The sequence below is a fragment of the Archangium violaceum Cb vi76 genome, from assembly GCF_000733295.1.
Taxonomy (GTDB): Bacteria; Myxococcota; Myxococcia; order Myxococcales; family Myxococcaceae; genus Archangium; species Archangium violaceum.
In genome coordinates this window covers 11,748-29,159 of sequence record NZ_JPMI01000072.1, presented here as the reverse complement: position 1 = coordinate 29,159, position 17,412 = coordinate 11,748, and the positions used below count along the sequence as shown (strand labels likewise).

General features: G+C 69.8%; 14 protein-coding genes. 4 read left to right on the top strand and 10 right to left on the bottom strand.

Annotated features, from left to right (window positions below):
• Window positions 1–7: 7 nt before the first annotated feature.
• A complete protein-coding gene (locus tag Q664_RS11155; RefSeq protein WP_043393357.1) occupies window positions 8–1,459 on the bottom strand; it encodes a nicotinate phosphoribosyltransferase in 1,452 nt (483 codons plus the stop codon).
• 64 nt (window positions 1,460–1,523) lie between these two features.
• On the opposite strand from Q664_RS11155, the gene Q664_RS11150 reads away from it, so the two are divergent.
• A complete protein-coding gene (locus tag Q664_RS11150) occupies window positions 1,524–2,663 on the top strand; it encodes a TonB C-terminal domain-containing protein (protein ID WP_043393355.1) in 1,140 nt (379 codons plus the stop codon).
• On the opposite strand, the gene Q664_RS51920 is transcribed toward Q664_RS11150, so the two are convergent.
• The 3 genes from Q664_RS51920 to epmA are packed head-to-tail and all read right to left on the bottom strand — an operon-like array spanning window position 2,660 to window position 5,376.
• A complete protein-coding gene (locus Q664_RS51920; RefSeq protein WP_052517957.1) occupies window positions 2,660–3,667 on the bottom strand; it encodes a retropepsin-like aspartic protease in 1,008 nt (335 codons plus the stop codon). The two genes, Q664_RS11150 and Q664_RS51920, sit on opposite strands and share 4 nt — an antisense overlap.
• Before the next feature lie 45 nt (window positions 3,668–3,712).
• Entirely contained in the window at window positions 3,713–4,381 is a 669-nt protein-coding gene (locus Q664_RS11140) for an inorganic pyrophosphatase (protein ID WP_043393353.1), read from the bottom strand.
• 8 nt (window positions 4,382–4,389) lie between these two features.
• Window positions 4,390–5,376, bottom strand: a complete 987-nt coding sequence (epmA, locus tag Q664_RS11135; protein ID WP_043393350.1) for an EF-P lysine aminoacylase EpmA — start codon at window positions 5,374–5,376, stop codon at window positions 4,390–4,392.
• Window positions 5,377–5,406: 30 nt separating this feature from the next.
• Between epmA and Q664_RS11130 the strand changes: the two genes are divergently transcribed.
• A complete protein-coding gene (locus tag Q664_RS11130) occupies window positions 5,407–7,335 on the top strand; it encodes a chromosome segregation protein SMC (RefSeq protein WP_235216652.1) in 1,929 nt (642 codons plus the stop codon).
• A gap of 133 nt (window positions 7,336–7,468) precedes the next feature.
• On the opposite strand, the gene Q664_RS11125 is transcribed toward Q664_RS11130, so the two are convergent.
• The 4 genes from Q664_RS11125 to Q664_RS11110 all read right to left on the bottom strand — a co-directional run bounded on the left by Q664_RS11125 (window position 7,469) and on the right by Q664_RS11110 (window position 12,727).
• Window positions 7,469–8,533: an SPFH domain-containing protein gene (locus Q664_RS11125; protein WP_043393348.1), complete on the bottom strand. Its 1,065-nt coding sequence runs from the start codon at window positions 8,531–8,533 to the stop codon at window positions 7,469–7,471.
• A 182-nt stretch (window positions 8,534–8,715) separates the two neighbouring features.
• Entirely contained in the window at window positions 8,716–9,516 is an 801-nt protein-coding gene (locus tag Q664_RS11120) for an ABC transporter permease subunit (RefSeq protein ID WP_043393345.1), read from the bottom strand.
• A 2-nt stretch (window positions 9,517–9,518) separates the two neighbouring features.
• Window positions 9,519–10,436 carry an ABC transporter ATP-binding protein gene (locus Q664_RS11115; protein WP_043393342.1) on the bottom strand — a complete coding sequence of 306 codons (918 nt, stop codon included), beginning with the start codon at window positions 10,434–10,436 and terminating at the stop codon, window positions 9,519–9,521.
• Window positions 10,433–12,727 (bottom strand): ArnT family glycosyltransferase, encoded by a 2,295-nt coding sequence (locus tag Q664_RS11110; RefSeq protein ID WP_043393411.1) that lies wholly within the window; start codon window positions 12,725–12,727, stop codon window positions 10,433–10,435. The genes Q664_RS11115 and Q664_RS11110 overlap by 4 nt, the downstream gene beginning before the upstream one ends.
• Before the next feature lie 253 nt (window positions 12,728–12,980).
• On the opposite strand from Q664_RS11110, the gene Q664_RS11105 reads away from it, so the two are divergent.
• Window positions 12,981–14,219 carry a hypothetical protein gene (locus Q664_RS11105; protein ID WP_063934680.1) on the top strand — a complete coding sequence of 413 codons (1,239 nt, stop codon included), beginning with the start codon at window positions 12,981–12,983 and terminating at the stop codon, window positions 14,217–14,219.
• A gap of 12 nt (window positions 14,220–14,231) precedes the next feature.
• Window positions 14,232–15,059 carry a hypothetical protein gene (locus Q664_RS11100; RefSeq protein ID WP_043393340.1) on the top strand — a complete coding sequence of 276 codons (828 nt, stop codon included), beginning with the start codon at window positions 14,232–14,234 and terminating at the stop codon, window positions 15,057–15,059.
• A 6-nt stretch (window positions 15,060–15,065) separates the two neighbouring features.
• Here Q664_RS11100 and Q664_RS11095 read toward each other — a convergent pair whose 3' ends face one another.
• Both Q664_RS11095 and Q664_RS11090 read right to left on the bottom strand, forming a co-directional pair.
• On the bottom strand, window positions 15,066–16,529 hold the full coding sequence (locus Q664_RS11095) for a hypothetical protein (RefSeq protein ID WP_152622029.1): 1,464 nt from the start codon (window positions 16,527–16,529) through the stop codon (window positions 15,066–15,068).
• Window positions 16,526–17,305: an outer membrane lipoprotein-sorting protein gene (locus Q664_RS11090; RefSeq protein ID WP_043393332.1), complete on the bottom strand. Its 780-nt coding sequence runs from the start codon at window positions 17,303–17,305 to the stop codon at window positions 16,526–16,528. Before Q664_RS11090 ends, Q664_RS11095 begins: the two co-directional genes overlap by 4 nt.
• Window positions 17,306–17,412 lie beyond the last annotated feature (107 nt).

The window sequence follows — 17,412 nt, the reverse complement described above, 5'->3', positions numbered from 1 at the left end:
GGGAAGCTCAGGCTTGCTGTGCGGCGCCCCGAGGGAAGTGACGGTGGCGCAGCTCGTCCACGAGCGCCTGCGTGGCCGGCGTGTACGCGACGCGCTGATCCCCCTCGCCCGGAGCGGGGATGGAGGCGGCGGTCTCGGACGTGGCACCGGAGAGCAGTTCGTAGCCCTCGGGAACCGGCTCGCCCTCCTGTCCGATGAGGCCGATGGGGCCCGAGCCACTCCGGCGACGGAATACCACCGGGACGCCCGGGATGCTCTGCTTGCCCTCGGCCAGCTCGTTGCCGAATTTCATGGTCGGCACGTGGCCCGTGCGCGACAGCTTGTACACCGCCGCCACCCGGTCTCGCGTGTAGGGGCACGCCATGGTGCGCGCCACGATGAAGCCGCCATAGCCGTAGAACTGCTTCGAGGACTCCCAGCCGTACTGGCTCCGCAGCTCCTCGAACTCGCGCGTGGCCTGCGCGTCCAGCCCGTCCTCGAGGATGAACACCGGCTTGATGCCCTCCTCCTTCGCCCGGGACACGGCGAACACGTACTGCTTCTTCTTGTCACCCGAGTCGAAGCGGATGGAGTCCCCCGCCCCGGGATCCTCGTGGACGAGTCGAAAGGCCGTGGGCAGACCCGAGGTCACCGTGTCGTAGGTGTCCAGCAGGTAGCTGGAGCGCTCGGGCCGCCGCTCGCGGATGGCGCGGAAGGCCGCCTCGTCCGAGCCATAGCGCTGCACGTGCTCGTGCCCCATGGTGCCCACGGGAATCATCCCCAGCTTCTGCGCCAGGTACACGTTGCTGGTGCGCATCACCCCGGCCTCCTTGCAGGCGCGCAGGGCGAGCTCATGCTGCTCCAGGCACGTGGCCGCGCGCAGACCCACCTCGAAGATGCGGCTCGGGTCCTGCACCGCGTTCACCAACTCGCGCACCACGGCCACCACGCGCACGTGGTAGCCCTCTGGGTCCACGGAGATGGGTACGGGCTTCACGCCCACCGCGTCCAGCGTCTCCAGGGCGATGCGCTTCTCCTCCTCGCACGACACGACGGCGAGCGCCTTCGCCAGCGCCTCGCGGTCCGCCAGCGCCTGGGTGGCGATCTGGATGCGGAAGTTGAGCTGGAGCAGCAGCGGCTCCAGCCACGACACCAGCGCCGAGGTCCCCGTCACCGTGAACACGGGCTCGCGCGCGTAGAAGCGGGCGCCCTTCGGCAGGGCGCGGATGGTCAGCTTGTCCTTGCGCTGGATGGCGGCCTTGAAACCGGCACCCATCTCGTAGCTGTTGCGAGCCAGGTAGACGTAGTCGCTCTCGGTCGGCTCCGGGAGCAGGTTGCGCACATAGGACTCGAGGTCCAGCGGCACCACCTGCTGCCCGCCCTTACGGTGCGAGTAATAGAAAGTCTCCCGGCGAAGCGGCCAGCCAGCCTCCGCCATGCTGAACTTGTAGCCGTCCGTCGCGAGCAGCGAACTTCCCATGGTGTTGCCTCCAGGACGCCCACTCTAACCAAATGGGCGTCGAGGTGGTTGAATCGGTCCAGGCATGCCGGACTCCCGCCGCCGACTGTTGCTCGCGCTCCTCCTCAGCCTCGGCCTGCACGCCGGGGTGTGGCTGTGGATGGAGGTCCGGCGTTCGCCGCTCGCGGAGCAGCGCCGTCCGCCTCCCGCCCCGGCGACGCTCCAGTTCGTCGAGGTGGAGGTGGCCCCACCCCCTGAGCCTCCGAAGCCCCTGCCCCCGAGCCGCCCGCCGCCGAAGCCGCCCCGCCGTCCTCCACCAGCCATTGCGCAGGCTCCGAAACCACCGGCCTCGCCTCCGCCCACTCCCGCCGAGCCTCCGCCCACGGTTACCGAGAGCCCTCCGGTGAGTGACATTCCGCGCTCGGACGGGCCACGGGCCGAGGGGCCGCGCCTGGGGGCGTCCCGGCTCCTGCCCTCGCCCTCGCTGTCGTGGAGCCCGGACAGAGGAGTCGACATCCCAGACGCCGGCGTGCCCGTTCCCGCCACGCCGGAGGAGCGCGTAGCCGACATGGTCATGGAGGGGGTGCGCCGGGGGAAGGTGGACCGGGGGCTCGTGCACCCGTACTACTCCGAGCTGGGCAAATCGCTGCTGAAGAACTGGGATGCCGAGCGCGCCGTCAGCGCCAAGGGCATCAAGGGCTTCCTCGATCAAACCCGCGGCAATTCCGCGGAGTGGATGCGGGTCTGGTCGGACAGAGCGGCGGCCTACGCGAACACGGGCTCGGCGCTCGACGCCGATACGCCGGAGGCCTACGACCGGCTGCCACCGGGAGGAGACCCATCACTCGAAACGCGCCGCACGCTGCGCCGGCAGATGAAGGAGCAGTTCCGCTCCAGCCGCCGCGCCACGGTGCGCGTGGTGCAGGACACCGGGGGACAGCTGCTCAGCGTGGAGCTCGTCACGCCCAGCAATGACCTCCAGATAGACCGGGAGGCAGTAGCCGACATCCGCGCCGCCGCCGCGAGGTTCCCCGTGCCACCGCCCGAGGCCCTCCAGGGCCGCACGCAACTGGTGAGCCTGTGGCAGATCGAGCTCATCATCTCCATCAGCCCGCCCGTGCCCACCCTCAGCATCGAGTTCGACGCGGAGATGAAGCTCACGGACCTGCGGATGCCGCTCGATCGCCGTCTCTACAAACGCGTGCGGCTGCTCGAGGTGCGTTAACGCCTGCGCTCCGAGAGCTCGAACCGTCCCGCCTTGGTGTCGAGCCTCATCTCGAAGCGCGCCAGGAAGCCGAGCCCCAGCAGTCCATCCACTTCCGGAGGCAGGGTGGACATGACGGCCACCTCGACGTTCTCGGCCCGGGCGCCCTGGAGCGCGATGCTCGGAACCCGGACCACCGGAGCCTGGATGAGGCCATTGGCCGTGCGGAACGACATCGTCCGGGCCCCCTCGAGCTTCAACCCGAGCTGGTCCGCGAACGCCCGCGAGACGGCCACCAGGTTCGCCCCGGTGTCCAGGATGAACCGGCCCCGCTTGCCATCGACCAGCGGCTCCACCCACAGGGTGCCCGTCTTGCTGACCGGCACCACCGCCCTGCCCTTCCCGAGCTCGCAGCCCATGGCCGCCAGCTGCTTGATCCGATTCGTCACCTCGGGCCTTCCGAGGGACTCGATGTTCGACTGCCGGTGCTCCAGCAGCACGAGGTGGCCGTCACACGGCCGGTCCAGCCGCTCGTAAGCGGTGGCCAGCTGATTGGCCACCTGGAACTGCTCCGGCTGGAGGCGGAAGGCCTGCTGGAAGTCCGCCAGGGCCTGCTCGGACTTCTGCAGGGACTGGTGGGCCATGGCGCGCCACACCCAGTACCCCGCGTTGCCCGGAGCGCTGTCGATGAGCTCCGTGGCATCCCGGATGGCGAGGTCGAACTCGCTCAGCTGCATGTGCGCCGAGTAGGTGATGGACCGGAGCTGGGGAAACTTCCCGCACCGCGAGATGAAGCCGTCGGTGAACTGGATGCTTCCTCGCCAATCCCCGGCGGAGAACACGGTCTGGGTGTACTGCACCGCCTTCGTCCTGTCGCAGGGCTCCTTCTCGAGCGCGTTCCGCAGTTGCGCCACGAGCCCGCGCTTGGGCCCGTAGTCGAACGAGGGCTCCGTCTTCGCCTGCTCACAACCCCACAGGGAAGCACTGCTCAACAAGGCAACGAGGACGCGGACGGGGAATCGCATGGGGCGGGGCTTCTATCCCGCCCCGTCACCGTGGGCAAATCACGCCTATCCCTTGCGGCCGCGCGGCTTACGCGCGGGCGTGCCCTGGCCGTACACGCGCTGGTAGTCCTTCATGCTGCGCATGATGACCTCGTGCGCCTCGCTCCGATCGTACATCTCGACGATCTCCACCGAGCGCTTGGCCTGGCTGGGAATCTGCTTGTACGTGAGGAAGTAGTGCTTGAGGCGCTCGATGAGCGTGGTCGGCAGTTGCGCCACGTGCTGCAGCGCCCCGTAGACGAGGTCCGACTCCAGCACGGCGATGATCTTGTCGTCCGCCTCGTTGCCATCGACCATGCGGAAGCCGCCCACCGGCACCGCGCGCACCAGCAGCGCGCCGCTCGGAATCACCTTCTCCGTCAGCACGCAGATGTCGAGCGGATCTCCATCACCCTTGATGCCCTTGTTCCCGGTGCGCTCGGCGCAGCGCTTCGCCACCAGCTCGTCGCAGTACGTCTGCGGGATGAAGCCGTAGAGCGTGGGGCACTGGCTGGAGAACTGCTGCGGCCGGTCCAGGCGCAGGATGCCCGAGTCCTTGTCGAGCTCGTACTTCACCGTGTCGGTGGGCACCATCTCGATGTACGTGGTGACGACCTCGGGGACCTCGTCGCCAGGGGAAATGCCGTGCCAGGGGTGGGCCTGGAAACTGTGGGTCTGCGGCTTCTTGGTGGCCATGTCACTTCTCAGACGAACTCGTGTGCCGGGAACAGCAGGACATCCGAGATGGACTCCACGCCCAGCAACAGCATCAGGATACGATCCAACCCCACGGCGATCCCCGCCGAGGGTGGCATGCGGCCTACCGCGTCGAGGAACCGCTCGTCCAGTGGATACACGGCCCGGCCCGCATGGCGCCGGAACTCCTGTTCCTCGACCAGGCGGGCACGCTGCTCCACCGCGTCCGTCAGCTCGGAGAAGCCGTTGGCCAGTTCCAGCCCCCGGGCGTACAGCTCCGTGCGCTCGGCCACCGCCGGGTCCCCTGGCTTGAGCCGCGCCAGCGAGGCCATGGAGGCGGGGTACTCCGTCAGGTAGGTCGGCCGCTCCCACCCCAGCTTCCCCTCCACCTTCTGCAGGAAGAGGTGGAAGAAGACATCGTCGAAGCTGGTGGCATCCCCCGTGCGCACCCCGGCCGCCTCCGCCGCCCGCTTCAGCGAGGGCCCGTCCGCACAGGCCCGGAGGTCCACGCCCGTCTCCCGCAGCACCGCGTCCCGCACGGACAGCCGCTCGTAGGGCGTGCGGCGGAAGAAGCCATCACCCCCCACCGCCTGGTCCGCCTCCGCCAGCGCCCCCTCCAGGTCCGCCATGATGGCGTGGTAGTCCGCCCGGGGCCGGTAGAACTCCAGCAGGGTGAACTCGGGGTTGTGGGTCCTCGAGACCTCCCCATTTCTGAATACCTTGCAAATCTGGAAGATGGGCCCAGCGCCATCGGCGAGCAGCCGCTTCATGGCGTACTCGGGGCTGGTGTGCAGGTAGAGGGGGCGGCGCTGGCCCACGTCCGTTTCGGGGACGAAGGGGGCCTCGAAGGCGGTGATGTGGGGCTCCATCCCCGGGGTGGGGATGAGCAGCGGGGTGTCCACCTCGAGGTAGCCGAGCTGGGTGAAGAAACGGCGGAGGGCTCCGTAGAGCGCCTGCCGGCCGGCGGCCGAGCGCCACTGTACTGGATTGGGCATGAGCGCCGCGGAAGTTACATTGCGCGTCCCATGCGCCCAAGGCTTCCCGCACTCCTCCTGACCCTCAGCCTCAGCACCCTCGGTGGGTGCGTCACCACGCCCAAGGCGCCTCCCCCCCTCACCGAGGAGCAGCAGCTCGCCGCCGAGGTGGCGCGGCTCGCCTCCGACGCGGCGGCCCTGCTCAAGGCGCAGGACCTGCTCGTGTGGAGCTACTGGTCCGAGGGCGCCCGCGCGGACGTGGCCTCCACGTACGTGGGCAAGGAGACGCTGTTCAGCCTCGACAACATCCGGAAGATCGACCGGCTGCGCCAGCGCACCACGGAGCCGCGCGAGCTGCGCGCCCTCACCGCGCTCCAGTCGCACTTCGCGGGCGAGTACCTGTCGCAGCAGCTCGCCGAGGTGAACGACGCCATCGCCAACCTGGAGGCGTCACTGACCTTCCAGGTGGACGGCCGCGAGGTGCGCTGGAGCGAGCTGGAGCGGTTGCTGGCCAACGAGCGCAGCGCGCCGAAGCGCCAGGCCCTCTACACCGCCGCCACGCCCGCCCTGGTGCGGCTCGACCCGCTCATCCAGCGGCGCGAGCAGCGCACGGAGGAGCTGGTCCGCGAGCTGGGTTATCCCTCGTACGAGGCCTTTGGCGGTGAGCTGAGGCAGGCGGACCTGGGCCGGCTGGCCCTGCTGGCCGAGGAGGTGCTTCAGGCCACCGAGGCGCCCTACAAGGACGTGATGGAGCGGCTGGCCCAGCGCGAGCTGGGGATGCCCTTCACGAACCTCACCCGGGCGGATCTGCCGCGGCTGTTCCGCCCGCGTGAGGTGGATGGCTTCTTCCCCAAGGGCGAGCTGCTGCTGCGCGCGCACGGCACCCTGTCGGGGATGGGCATCGACCTGGGCGGCATGAAGAACGTGCGCATCGACGCGCGCGAGGGCGTGAAGCGCAAGAATCCGCGTCCGCTGTCGCTGGGCATCGAGGTGCCCGGGGACGTGCGGCTGTCGGTGCGGCCCGTGGACGGCGCGCTGGAGCAGTCGCGGCTGTTGCACGAGTTCGGCCACACGCTGCACTACGCGTACACGAAGGAGCCGCGCTTCGAGCTGGCCAAGCTGGGCAACCCCACCGTCACCGAGGCGTACGCGGCCCTCTTCGAGGACCTGACGGAGGACCCGGTGTGGCTGGAGGAGCACGCGGGGCTGACGGGGAAGGACCGGGCCACGTACCTGGCGGCCACGAGCGCCCACAAGCTGTTCCTCATCCGCCGCGCCGCGGGCCGGCTGCTGTACCAGCTCGCGCTGCACCGGCAGGAGGAGGGCGTGGACGCCCGCGAGCTGTACAAGGCCATGCTCGAGCGCGTGGACGAGATGCCCGCGACGAAGGACGACGTGGCGCGCTACCTCATGGAGCAGGAGGACTTCTTCCAGTCCGCGGACAACTTCCGCGCGTGGTTCCTCGCGGGCCAGTTGCAGGGCCAGCTCAAGGCGCGCTTCGGCCCGTCCTGGTGGCACGAGCCGGACGCCGGGAAGTTCCTCCAGGCGCTGTGGGCCCACGGCAACGCGCTCTCCGCGCGCGAGGTGGCCGAGAGCATGGGCGAGAAGAGTATTTCCCCGGACGTGCTGCTGCTGCGGCTGGGCACCACCCTGGGCGTCCCCATCAAGCTGGATGCCCGCGATGAGGGCTCGGCCACGCCCGCGGCCCCTGAGCCCACGGCCCCGGCCTCTCCCGAGAACACCCCGGCGCCCCCCGAGCAGGCCCCCGCCGCCGAGCCCCCTCCGGCCACGCCCGTGACGCCCACCCCCGTCTCCGCCCCCCAGCCCACTCCGGCGGCCACTCGCCCGGCGAAGTCGAAGGCCTCGAAGGTCCGCAAGCCCGAGTCCCGCCAGGCCCGCGCCTCGAAGAAGAGCAAGGCCTCGGCCCCCAGGAAGAAGGACGGCTTCCGTACGGGGCACGGGCACAAGTCCCGGCGGTAGGAACACGAAGGCCTCCGCCCGGAATCACGGACGGAGGCCTCGGGGGACAACTCGGGGTTTCCGGCACCCTCACCCCGTCCCTCTCCCGGGGGGAGAGGGGATTTTGGGGCAAGTGGGGCACCGACAGCCGGGGCTACAGCAGCTTCATCAGCTCCGCGCGCTTGGCGTTGTACTCGTCGTCCGACAGCACGCCCGCGTCCTTCAACTCCTTCAGCTCCTTCAGCCGCTGCGCCGGGGTACGCGTGTCCGCCGGCGCCGCCGCCGCGGGAGGCGGCTGCTGCTGCTGCTGGTGCTGCTGCTGCTGATTCTGCTGCTGCTGGTTCGTGAACATCTGGGCCATGCCGAAGCCCATGCCCATCCCCATGCCCTGCAGCCCGGCCCCGGCGCCGCTGCCGTCGCCGCCCTTGGCCATGCCCTCGGCCGCGCCCAGCATCGCCTGGCCCTGCGCGTACTGCTGGAAGCCGCCCGCCAGACGCGAGTACGCCACGTCCTTCGACAGCTTCTTCAGCGTCGCCTCGTCCTCCTCCTTGATGCTGACGTGGAAGTTGCCCATCCGCACCACGGTCATGCCGTAGGTGTCCACGTGCGGCTTCAGGCCGGCGATCACCTCGTTCTCGATCTCCTCGGTGTACGCGCCGCTCGTCACGTCCAGCAGCGGCCAGCGCTTCTTCACCAGCAGCTCGGCGATACGGTCACGCGTCACCTTGAGCACCTGGTTCTTGAACCAGCCCAGGAAGTCCGCGTTGCTGGTGCGGCCCATGCCCACCAGGCCCACCACGAGCTTCTCCGGCTCCGTCACCCGGACGGAAAAGTCGCCGTACACCATGGTGCCAATGCCCAGCCCCGTCTCCGGATCGCGCACGTCACCGATGGGGCCGCCGAACTTCACGCCCGTGAACTCGCGCGTGGAGACGAAGAAGACCTCGGCCATGAACATGTTGCCGCCGGTGAACCCCTCCACCAGCCGCGACAGGAACGGGATGTTGCTGGTGTCCAACTGGTGCCGCCCCGGCCCCAGCTTGCCCTCCACCTTCCCGTCCTTGACGAAGAGTGCGATCTCGTCCGCATCGACGGTGAGCTGGGTGAGCATCCGGATGTTCTTCTCCGGATACTTGTAGACAATCTCGCCCTTCGCCTCGTCAGCGCGCGCGATGAAGTTACGCTTCGCCTCGTCCTTGATCGTACCGAAGAATCCCATCGTGCTTTCGTCGCCTCCAGAGACCGCGTCGACTACCGGGAGCCACGCCGCCTACCCTTCCAACGCATAGCGACCGGGCCTATTGCATGCCCGCTGATCGCCCTACCCCCGGCTTGTCCTGGGAACATGCCAGAGGTTCCGCACCCTTGGCCAGTCAACCCGGCATTCCCTTGTCCGCCCGGCTACCCCCAGCGGCTGATCAACCGCTCCCGGTCCAGCAGGCGGACACTCGCCCACAGCAGGGCCACGTCCAGCAGCAGCACCACCCCGCCCTGCACCGCGTAGTACACCGGCCCGGCGTGCAGGAAGCCCGCCACCTGGCCGGCCACCAGCCCCACGAGCGGGAGCACGATGAGCGCGGCGATCTGTTGCGCGGTGCGGGCCTCGGCGACGCGCGCGGAGATGAGCACCGCCACCCCGTTGCCGAAGAAGGCGAAGAGCGGCGCCAGCACGAGGATGCCGAAGAGCCACAGCGTGTTGGGCAGCATCGGCCCCTGGCCCAGCGGCCACGCCACCACGTCCACTCCGACGCACAGCAGCACGAAGGCCATCCAGGTGATGATCAGCGCCGGCACCAGCGAGGCCAGGCTCTTGCCCGCCACCAGCTCCATCGCCGTCACCGGCGAGGCCAGCAGCGGCTCCAGGGTGCGCCGCTCCTTCTCCCCCGCCACGCTCTGCGAGGAGATGAGGATGGGGACGAACACCGGCATCACCAGGAACATGCCGAACCAGTCCAGCAGCGTGCGCTCCACCAGGAAGCGCCCGGCGTTGGCGTTCAGGGGCAGGGTCGGGTCGTAGTAGAGGGCGATCACCCGGAGGTTGCTGTCGTTCGGATCCCGCACGTACGTCCAGACGACGATGATGGGCACCACCACCAGCACCAGGGGCAGCGCCGCCATGCCCAGCAGCAGCACCGGGTTCCTGCGCAGATCCAGGAAGTCCTTCCAGAAGACGGCCAGCGCGCGCCGGGAACGGAACGCCATGCTCACACCCTCCCCTCGCGGATGAGCTCCAGGTAGACCTCCTCGAGTGGACGCTGGGCCGGCACCGCGCTGCGCACGCGGGCTCCCGCCCCCACCAGGCACGCCACCACGTCCGGGGCCTGCGCCTCGTCCGCCAGCATCACCCGCAGCCGGGCACCCTCGGCGAGCACGTTGGGCGCGAAGGGCAGCGCGGACAGGGCCTGGACGTAGCGCTCGGCTTCGCCCTCCACCTTCACCTCCAGCGCGCTGCCCGTGCGCCGCAGCTCGTTCACCGGCGCCATGGCCAGCAACCGCCCCTTCACCACCGCCACCCGCGTGCACAACCGCTCCACCTCGGCCAGGTTGTGCGAGCACAGGACGATGGTGCGCCCCTCCGCCGCCAGCTCCGCCACCGCGTCGCGCACCGTGCGCGCCGACTCGGGATCCAGGCCGCTCGTGGGCTCGTCCAGGAAGATGACCTTGGGGTCGTGCACCAGCGTGCGCACGATGGCCAGCTTCTGCCGCATGCCCTTGGAGAAGCCGCCGCAAGGGTCGTTCTCGCGGCCCGCCAGCCCGAAGCGCTCCAGGTACGACCGGGCCCGAGGCCACACCTGGCGCTCGTCCAGCTCGTGCAGCTTCATGAAGAAGCGCAGGTTGTCGCGGGCGCTCAGCCGCTCATAGAGCCCGGGCTGCTCGGTGAGCAGGCCCACCACGCGCCGCAGCGCCTCGCCGTCCGTGCGCACCGAGTGCCCCCAGACGCGAGCCTCCCCCGCCGAGGGCTGGAGCAGGCCGGTGAGCATGCGCACCGTGGTCGTCTTCCCGGCGCCGTTGGGCCCGAGCAGACCGAATACCTCGCCGGGGCGGACGTCGAAGTCCAGCCCCTCCACCGCGGTGCGCGCACCGAAACGCTTGGCCAGTCCCTGGACGGAGATGCCGCTCAATCGATGCTCACCAGGATGAACTTGTTGTTGATGTCGCGGTCGATGACGGTGACGGTCTTGTCGGCGCCCGCGGCCTGCTTGAGCATGGGGAGCCGGTTGTGCTCCACCAGGGCCCACTCGCGGCCGGGCTGGTCCACGAAGGGCTTGAGCTTGGGCGCCTCGCGGATCTGCTTCACCTGGTTGCGCGAGTAGAACGTCTCGCCGCGCCAGTTCATCAGGAAGGCGGTGATGGGCTCGTCCGGCTTGCGCTGGGCGTAGTAGCGCCAGAAGAGGTCGCGCTGCGTCCAGTGGTGGGACAGGTCCACCCAGTGGCCCCAGTTGAACCAGAGGGCGAAGCCGGCCGCGAGCGCCCAGAAGGTGCCGTACAGCATCACCCGCGCGCGCTGCAGCGCCGCCACCACCGCCAGGCCCCCGGCCACGGCGAAGACGAAGCCCATGGCCATCTTCACGTTGATGGGCTGGGACAGGGACTTGAGGAGCGAGTCGCTCTCCGGTGACAGGCGGACGGTGCGCACGAGGCTCATGGCCCCCACCAGCAGCAGGGCCCCGGAGAGCACCCACAGCCCGGTGCGCGACTCCTCGCCGGCCCGGTACGCCTGCCAGGCCACCCAGCCGCCCACGAGGAACAGGGCCCCACCCATCAGGGGGCTGGCGGACACGGCGCCGCGCAGGGCCATGGGCAGGAGGCAGGCGAGCCCCAGCGCCAGGCACAACAGCGCCACGCCGCGCTCGTACACCGAGGACTTGTTCTTGTCGGAGAACGCGCCCACCGCGAGCCAGGAGCCCACCGCGAGCAGCACCAGCGTCAGCAGGTCGCCCATCCACAGCGGACGGGAGACGAACATGGCGATGGGCCGGTTGACGAGGTCGCTGGGGTAGGGCCGGTCGTAGTTGTAGACGAAGAGATCGGTGAAGTTCTTCGGGTTGTTGGCCAGGTCATGGCCCACGAGGATGAAGAGGATGAGCCCGAAGACGAGGCTCATCACATGGGCGGAGATGCCCTCTTCCCAGAGCCGGTCCACGAAGAGGGCGATGAGGACGGCCATGCCCGGGAGCACCGGGAAGACGTAGTGGTGGAACTTGGTGGCCGAGGAGGCCAGCAGGGTGAAGGAGAAGGCCACCCACAGCGTGGCCATGAGGGCCAGCTGGTCCGCCTTGTCGCGCGAGCGCGGCCGCAACCGCGACACCAGCGCGAAGGCACCGGGCACCAGCGCCACCCAGGGGAAGATGGCGAAGCCGCCCTGCTCGATGAAGTAGATGAAGGTGCCACCCGGCGTGGTGGTGTGCACGCCCGCGCTCAGGCGGTTGAGGTGATCGTGGATGAAGAAGCGGTACCAGAAGAGCTTGCTCTCGTCGTCCACGCCATCGAAGAGGCACAGCACGAGGTACCAGGGCACGGCCACCGCGCAGAACACGAGGATGCCGGTGCCCAGCTTCATCTTGTACATCTGCGCCCACAGCACCGGCATGGGGCGCTTGCCCTCGCGCACCTCGGCGCGGAAGGGGGCCTCCAGCAGCCAGCGCAGGTGCGCGTTGAGGCTCGCCGCGTCATAGGGGATGACGGCGAAGAGGGCGTAGAGCACGAGGATGACGGCCGGCAGGCCCACGCCCAGCAGACCCTTGGCCAGGGTGGACAGGCCCGCGAAGACGTAGAAGGCGTACCACCACGCGGCGCGGTGCTTCGTGATGTCGTCGTCCAGCTGGCCGATCATCGCGCACGCCATGGCGCACACCAGCGTGGTGACGAAGGGCGTGTCCGTCACCGTCTGCCGGGTGAGCAGGAAGTAGAGCGGCATGGTGGCCAGCACGAAGCCGGTGGCCAGGCCCGCGCGCCGGCTCACCACCCGCGCCACGGCCAGGGACAGCAGCGACACCGCGGCGATGCTCAGCAGGGCGAAGGGCATCCGCATGCCCCACTCGGTGTAGAGGCCCAGCGCGCCCTCGGTGCGCAGCGTGCCCACCACCTGCATGCCCAACGCCTGCATCCACATGGTGAGCGGCGGCTTGGAGAAGAACCACGCGTTCTCCCAGTAGGGGAACACGTAGTCACGGCGCTGGACCATCTCGCGGCCCACCTCGCCGTAGTGCGTCTCCCAGGGATCCCACAGGCCCACCGCCCCCAGGTAGGGGATGAAGAGCAGCGCCGCGAAGGCGGCTGTCGCCAACGCCACGCGCAGCGTCGGCTCCAGGGCCATCCAGCGCTTCGCCCATGACTCCTGGTGGATGCCCTTGCCGAGGACGGCCTCGGTGAAGGTCCGCGGCTCCTGCTGCTGCTCTCCGTTGCTCGACACGGGGAAAGACGCCTCCGTCCGCATGGGCCCACGCTCCGGACGTGGGTCGCGGCCTTATATCCCCCCCTCCCGCCCCGGTCGACCTCCGCCGGGCCTGATATCGTGTGGTCCGCTGCTCAGTGTGCCGGAGCCTGCACACCCGGGTGCACACCCCACCTCCCCGCCAGGCCGGTCCCCAGGCGGAAGGCATGCGGCTTGAATCCCACGGCTCCGCCTTCCCCGCACGCCGCGGGGCCCCCTCGGAGGCCAGCCCATGATGACGGCCGTGCTCCTCGCCCTCCTGCTCTCGCAGGCCGGGGGCCCTGAAGCCCCCTCGGAGTCAGCCGCTCCGGCCAGCACCGTGACGTTCGCCCCCGCGCCGTCGCCCCTGCCCTCGCTGCTCTATCGAGGAGCCATCTGGTGTGCCTCGCTCGGGCCCTCGCCCCAGGTGCCCTCGGGCCGTTACCGGCTGCAGTGCGATACCTCCACCCGGCGCTGCCTCGCCGTGCCCCAGAACGAGCTGGAGGCGGATGGGACGGAGAGTGAACGTCCCCTCGAGCGTACGTCGTCCTGCCAGGAGCTGCCCCAGGGGGAGCTCCGCCAGCTCCTGGCCGACGGCTACACCTTCGTGCCCGCCATCGCCGAGGCGCCTCCCGGCTGGTACCGCGACGAGCGCGGCCGGGTGATGCAGTTCAACTTCGACCTGCACCGGCGCGTCTGGCTGGGAGGCGCATGGGCACCGCTGTGGCGCACGGGCGAGCCGCGCGCCCTGAGCCGGGGCCGGTTGGACTTCGGCATCATCGCCGAGGTCCCCGACGGGGAGCGGATGATGCGCCGCTTCACCGTGCTGGACACCGAGTTGATCCTCGGGGAGCAGTCGTCGCTCGATGCCACGCTGTTCCGCTACGACACCAACGTCCGGCAGGACAAGCCGCCCATCCGGGTGACCACCTTCCTCGGCAAGCCGCGCCGCTGGGACTTCAACTTCGACATGGGAGCATGGCTGGAGGTGCTGCGTCTGGAGATGCTCCGCCGCGGGGGCCTCGACCACATCTTCTATACCCTCATCTCCGGACACCTGACGCTGGACCTGTGGCACTCGAGGGACCTGGCTTCGTACGTGCGCGTGCGGGCCGGCCCCTCGCTGGAGTACGACCGCACGAACAGCACCTTCGCGCTCATCCCCGGCGCCGCCGCCGAGGGGAACATCACGCTCGACTCGAATGGCTTCCACCACGTCACCTTTGGCGCCGAGGTGGAGAAGCTCCTCTTGGATATGCGGGTGGAGGGGCGGCCACACCACCCGGAGCGGCTGAGGGTGCGCGCCGGCTACGAGCTCATCCTCCTGGCCATCAACGATCAGCCCTTGAGCCTCGTGCTCGAGGGGCGCGGTCAGTGGCGCACGGATCTCCTGGACGAGCGTCCCGTCTGGGAGTGGTCCGCGAACACGGGCCTGCGCTTCTCGCTGTGGGCACCCGCCCGCCGCTCCGCGCCCCTGGCCGCCGCTCGCTGAGGACGGGCCGGAATGCTCGCGCTCACGCTCGCGCTGCTGCTCGCCAGTGCCTCCGGGGAGACCTTTCCCATCTGCTTCGACCCGGGCAACGGGCTGCTCCTCGGAGCCGGACCCGCCCTACAGGGGGGAGCGGTCACGCCCGAGCTCCAGGCCGGCATCCTGTTGCGCACCGAGTGGAAGAGCCGCAGCAAGGGCACCCCCTGGCTCAACACGCACCGGCTGTTCGTCACCCGGGTGCGGAGTGGCACCGCACGCCTGGGACTGACGGCCACGCTCTACGAGGGCAACCTGCGCCGCCACCTGGAGGAAGGATTCATCCTCGTGCCCACCGCGCGTCCCGTGCGCATCCCCTTCCCGTTCGACCTCACCCTGGCGATGCGGTTGGGGCACTACGAGCGGCGCGTCTGGGAGGGGCCGGGCTGGACGCTGGAGACGGGGCGCGCCGCGCTGTTGTTGGACCCGGTGCGCGCGACCACGGCCCGGGTGTGGCTCGGCGTGGGGCCGGCGGCGAGTCATGCGCTGCGCAGCTCGCGCGAGGGCATGGTGCATGAGCTGTCCCCCTTCACCACGCTCCTGCTCGACGCGGGCTACGAGACGGAGAACGGGTGGTGGGCGGCACGCGTCACGGCGCTCGCCGGGTGGGTGGTGGGGCTCGATGGAGGGATGCGCTTCCGGACGCGCGAGGAGGTAGTCCTGGAGCGGCTCCTCATCGCCGTGAATGATCAGCCGGTGTGGCTGCGGCTCTCCGCGGCGCATGCACACGCGGATGCGGGGGGTTCTCGGATGGACGAGTGGTCCGCCGGATTGGGGCTCACCGTGCGGGTCTGGAGTGCACGGTGATGTCCACTACAGCGACAGGCGTAGCGAGGCGAGCACCTGGTCGTTGCGGTTGAAGTAGCCGAAGGCACTGAAGGGCGGGCCACCGTACACCTCGGCCGCGAGCCCCACGTGCACGTGCTCGCTCACGCGCCAGCCCACGCGCGGCGCCACGAGGAAGGAGCGCTGGATGGGCTCGAAGGCCCCACGCATCCCCACCTGCAGCCGTCCCTCCAGCAGCGAATAGCCGACGTCGGCCACCAGCAGGTGGAAGAAGGCCGTGCGCTCCCGTCCGCGCGCCGTGCCCGGCTCCAGCAGGAAGAGCACCTCCTGCGCGCCCACGTCCGGCACCGCGAGCCCGGTATAGGTGACGGAGTAGACGAGCTCCGACGCCTCCGCCTGTGACACCCCCACCACCCACGACACCGCGGCCTTGCGCAACGGGCGCAGCCGGTCGCTGTAGAACGTCCGCGAGGGGCTGAAGCCCACGTCCACATCGAGCTGCGCGGACCCCACCAACGTGCTCGCCTCGGCGGCCACCACATGCTGGCGCGCATACCGGCCGGTGACGAGCGACTCGCCCGCGCTCAGCCGGTCCTGCAAGGAGAGCAGCAGGGCCGCGTCCACCGGCTCTCCGCGCTCCCGGGCGCGCAGCAGCGTCTCCAGTTCCGGGTCGAACGTCACCTGGGGCTGCTTCTCGTTGGCCCACACCCACGAGCCGCCCAGCTTCACCCGGCCCACGTCGCCCGTGACGCGCAGGCCCACATCACCGGGCAAACCCGGCCGCTGCGTCTCCAACAGGTGCGGCTGCAGTCCGTCCTCCACCGACGGGTCCACGGAGACGGGCACCGGCACACCCAACTGCGGCTGCAGCAGCGCCATATCCTGGCCGAACACGTCGTAGCGGTCCGCGAAGAAGAAGGGCGCCCACACGGCGGTAACGGACAGCGGCCCCACCGAGGCGAGCGCCCGCGCGGCGAAGACGGGCAACTTCAAATCCTCCGGCTCGAGCTGCACGAAGCTCTGGCGCAGATCACGCGGGTTGAGCACGTCCGTGGGCGCGAAGAAGGGGTTCGCCCCGAAGGCCAGCGTCTGCTGCCCCACCCGCACGTCCACCCACGGGGTGTACACGTCGAGGAAGGCCTCGCCCACGAAGGGCTCGATGGAGGATTTCGCGCGCTCGAAACCCTTCTGGGCCCCACCGCGCCACAAGGCCCGCCCCTCCACCACCAGCCGCAACGAAGGACCCAGCTTCACGTCCGTGGCGAGCGACGCCCTCCCCCACCCGTCCACCACGTGCTCGCCGAGACCATCCTCGCGGGCCGGCTCGAAGCCGGTGTCCACGCCTCCCATCAGCCGCACATCCCCCCGCACCGTCACCGTGGGCGCCACGGGTGCATCCGAGGAGAACTCCTGCAGCGGCTCGACCTCCTGTGGGGCCGCCAGCGCGAGCGCGGGTACCAGGGCCAGCAGTGTGGGCAACCCGTGTCTCACCCTCGCTCCAGGGCCCGCTCGGTGAAGGCCTCGTCGCCGAGCTGCACCTCTTCCAGCTTCAGCACCTCGAGCGTCGTGCGCGAGCCCGTCTGGAGGTTCTCCATCACCGCCTCCGCGGCGACGAACCGGTCCTTGAACTTCTTGAGCTGCACGGCGCGGTACACCTTGAGCGGCTTGCCCTCGCGGTCCGAGTACTCGGCCTTCACCGGCACATCCGTCTCCTTGTCCACGTAGAGCGTCACCTCACCGTAGGGAGAGTCCGGCCCGGCCTTCCCGCGCAGCACATGGGCGAGCCGATCCAACACCTTCGTCTCGCCCACCAGCCGCAGCGACTCGTCGCGCTCGCCGCCCGAGCCTCCCAGGTCCGCGTAGTTGAAGTCCGTCTCCATGAAGGACTGGCCCCGCTGTCCCTTCGCCACCTTGCGCACCCGCTTCAGCTTGGGCAGGTACAGGGAGATGTCCGCCGGCTCGCCCGGGGCGCCCTCCACGGTGAGCACCGCCACGCCCGCCACCCCCGCCGGCTGCGAGAAGCGCGCGAGCGAATGCAGCCGCCCTCCCACCCGCTTCGCCGTGGACGTGAGCACCTGCTCCTTGCGCCGGCCGTCCTTCAACACCGTGCTGAGCTTCAACTCCGCGCGCAGGCCGAGCAGGTTGAGGGCTCCCCTCTCCCGGCTCCGGCGGGCGATGTCCGCCGCGGTGTCCTCGGCCATCACCGGGGGAGCCAACAGGAGCGCCACCGCCGCGGCGCACAGGAGGGGGGCGAGCTTGTTCCGCATGGCGCGGACTCTAATCCCCTGCTCCCCTCCCGCCAGCCCTTCGGGTGCCCGGCCGCTCATCCCCCCTCTTCCGCCTCCTTATATGCGGGAGGTCTGATCCGGGCTCG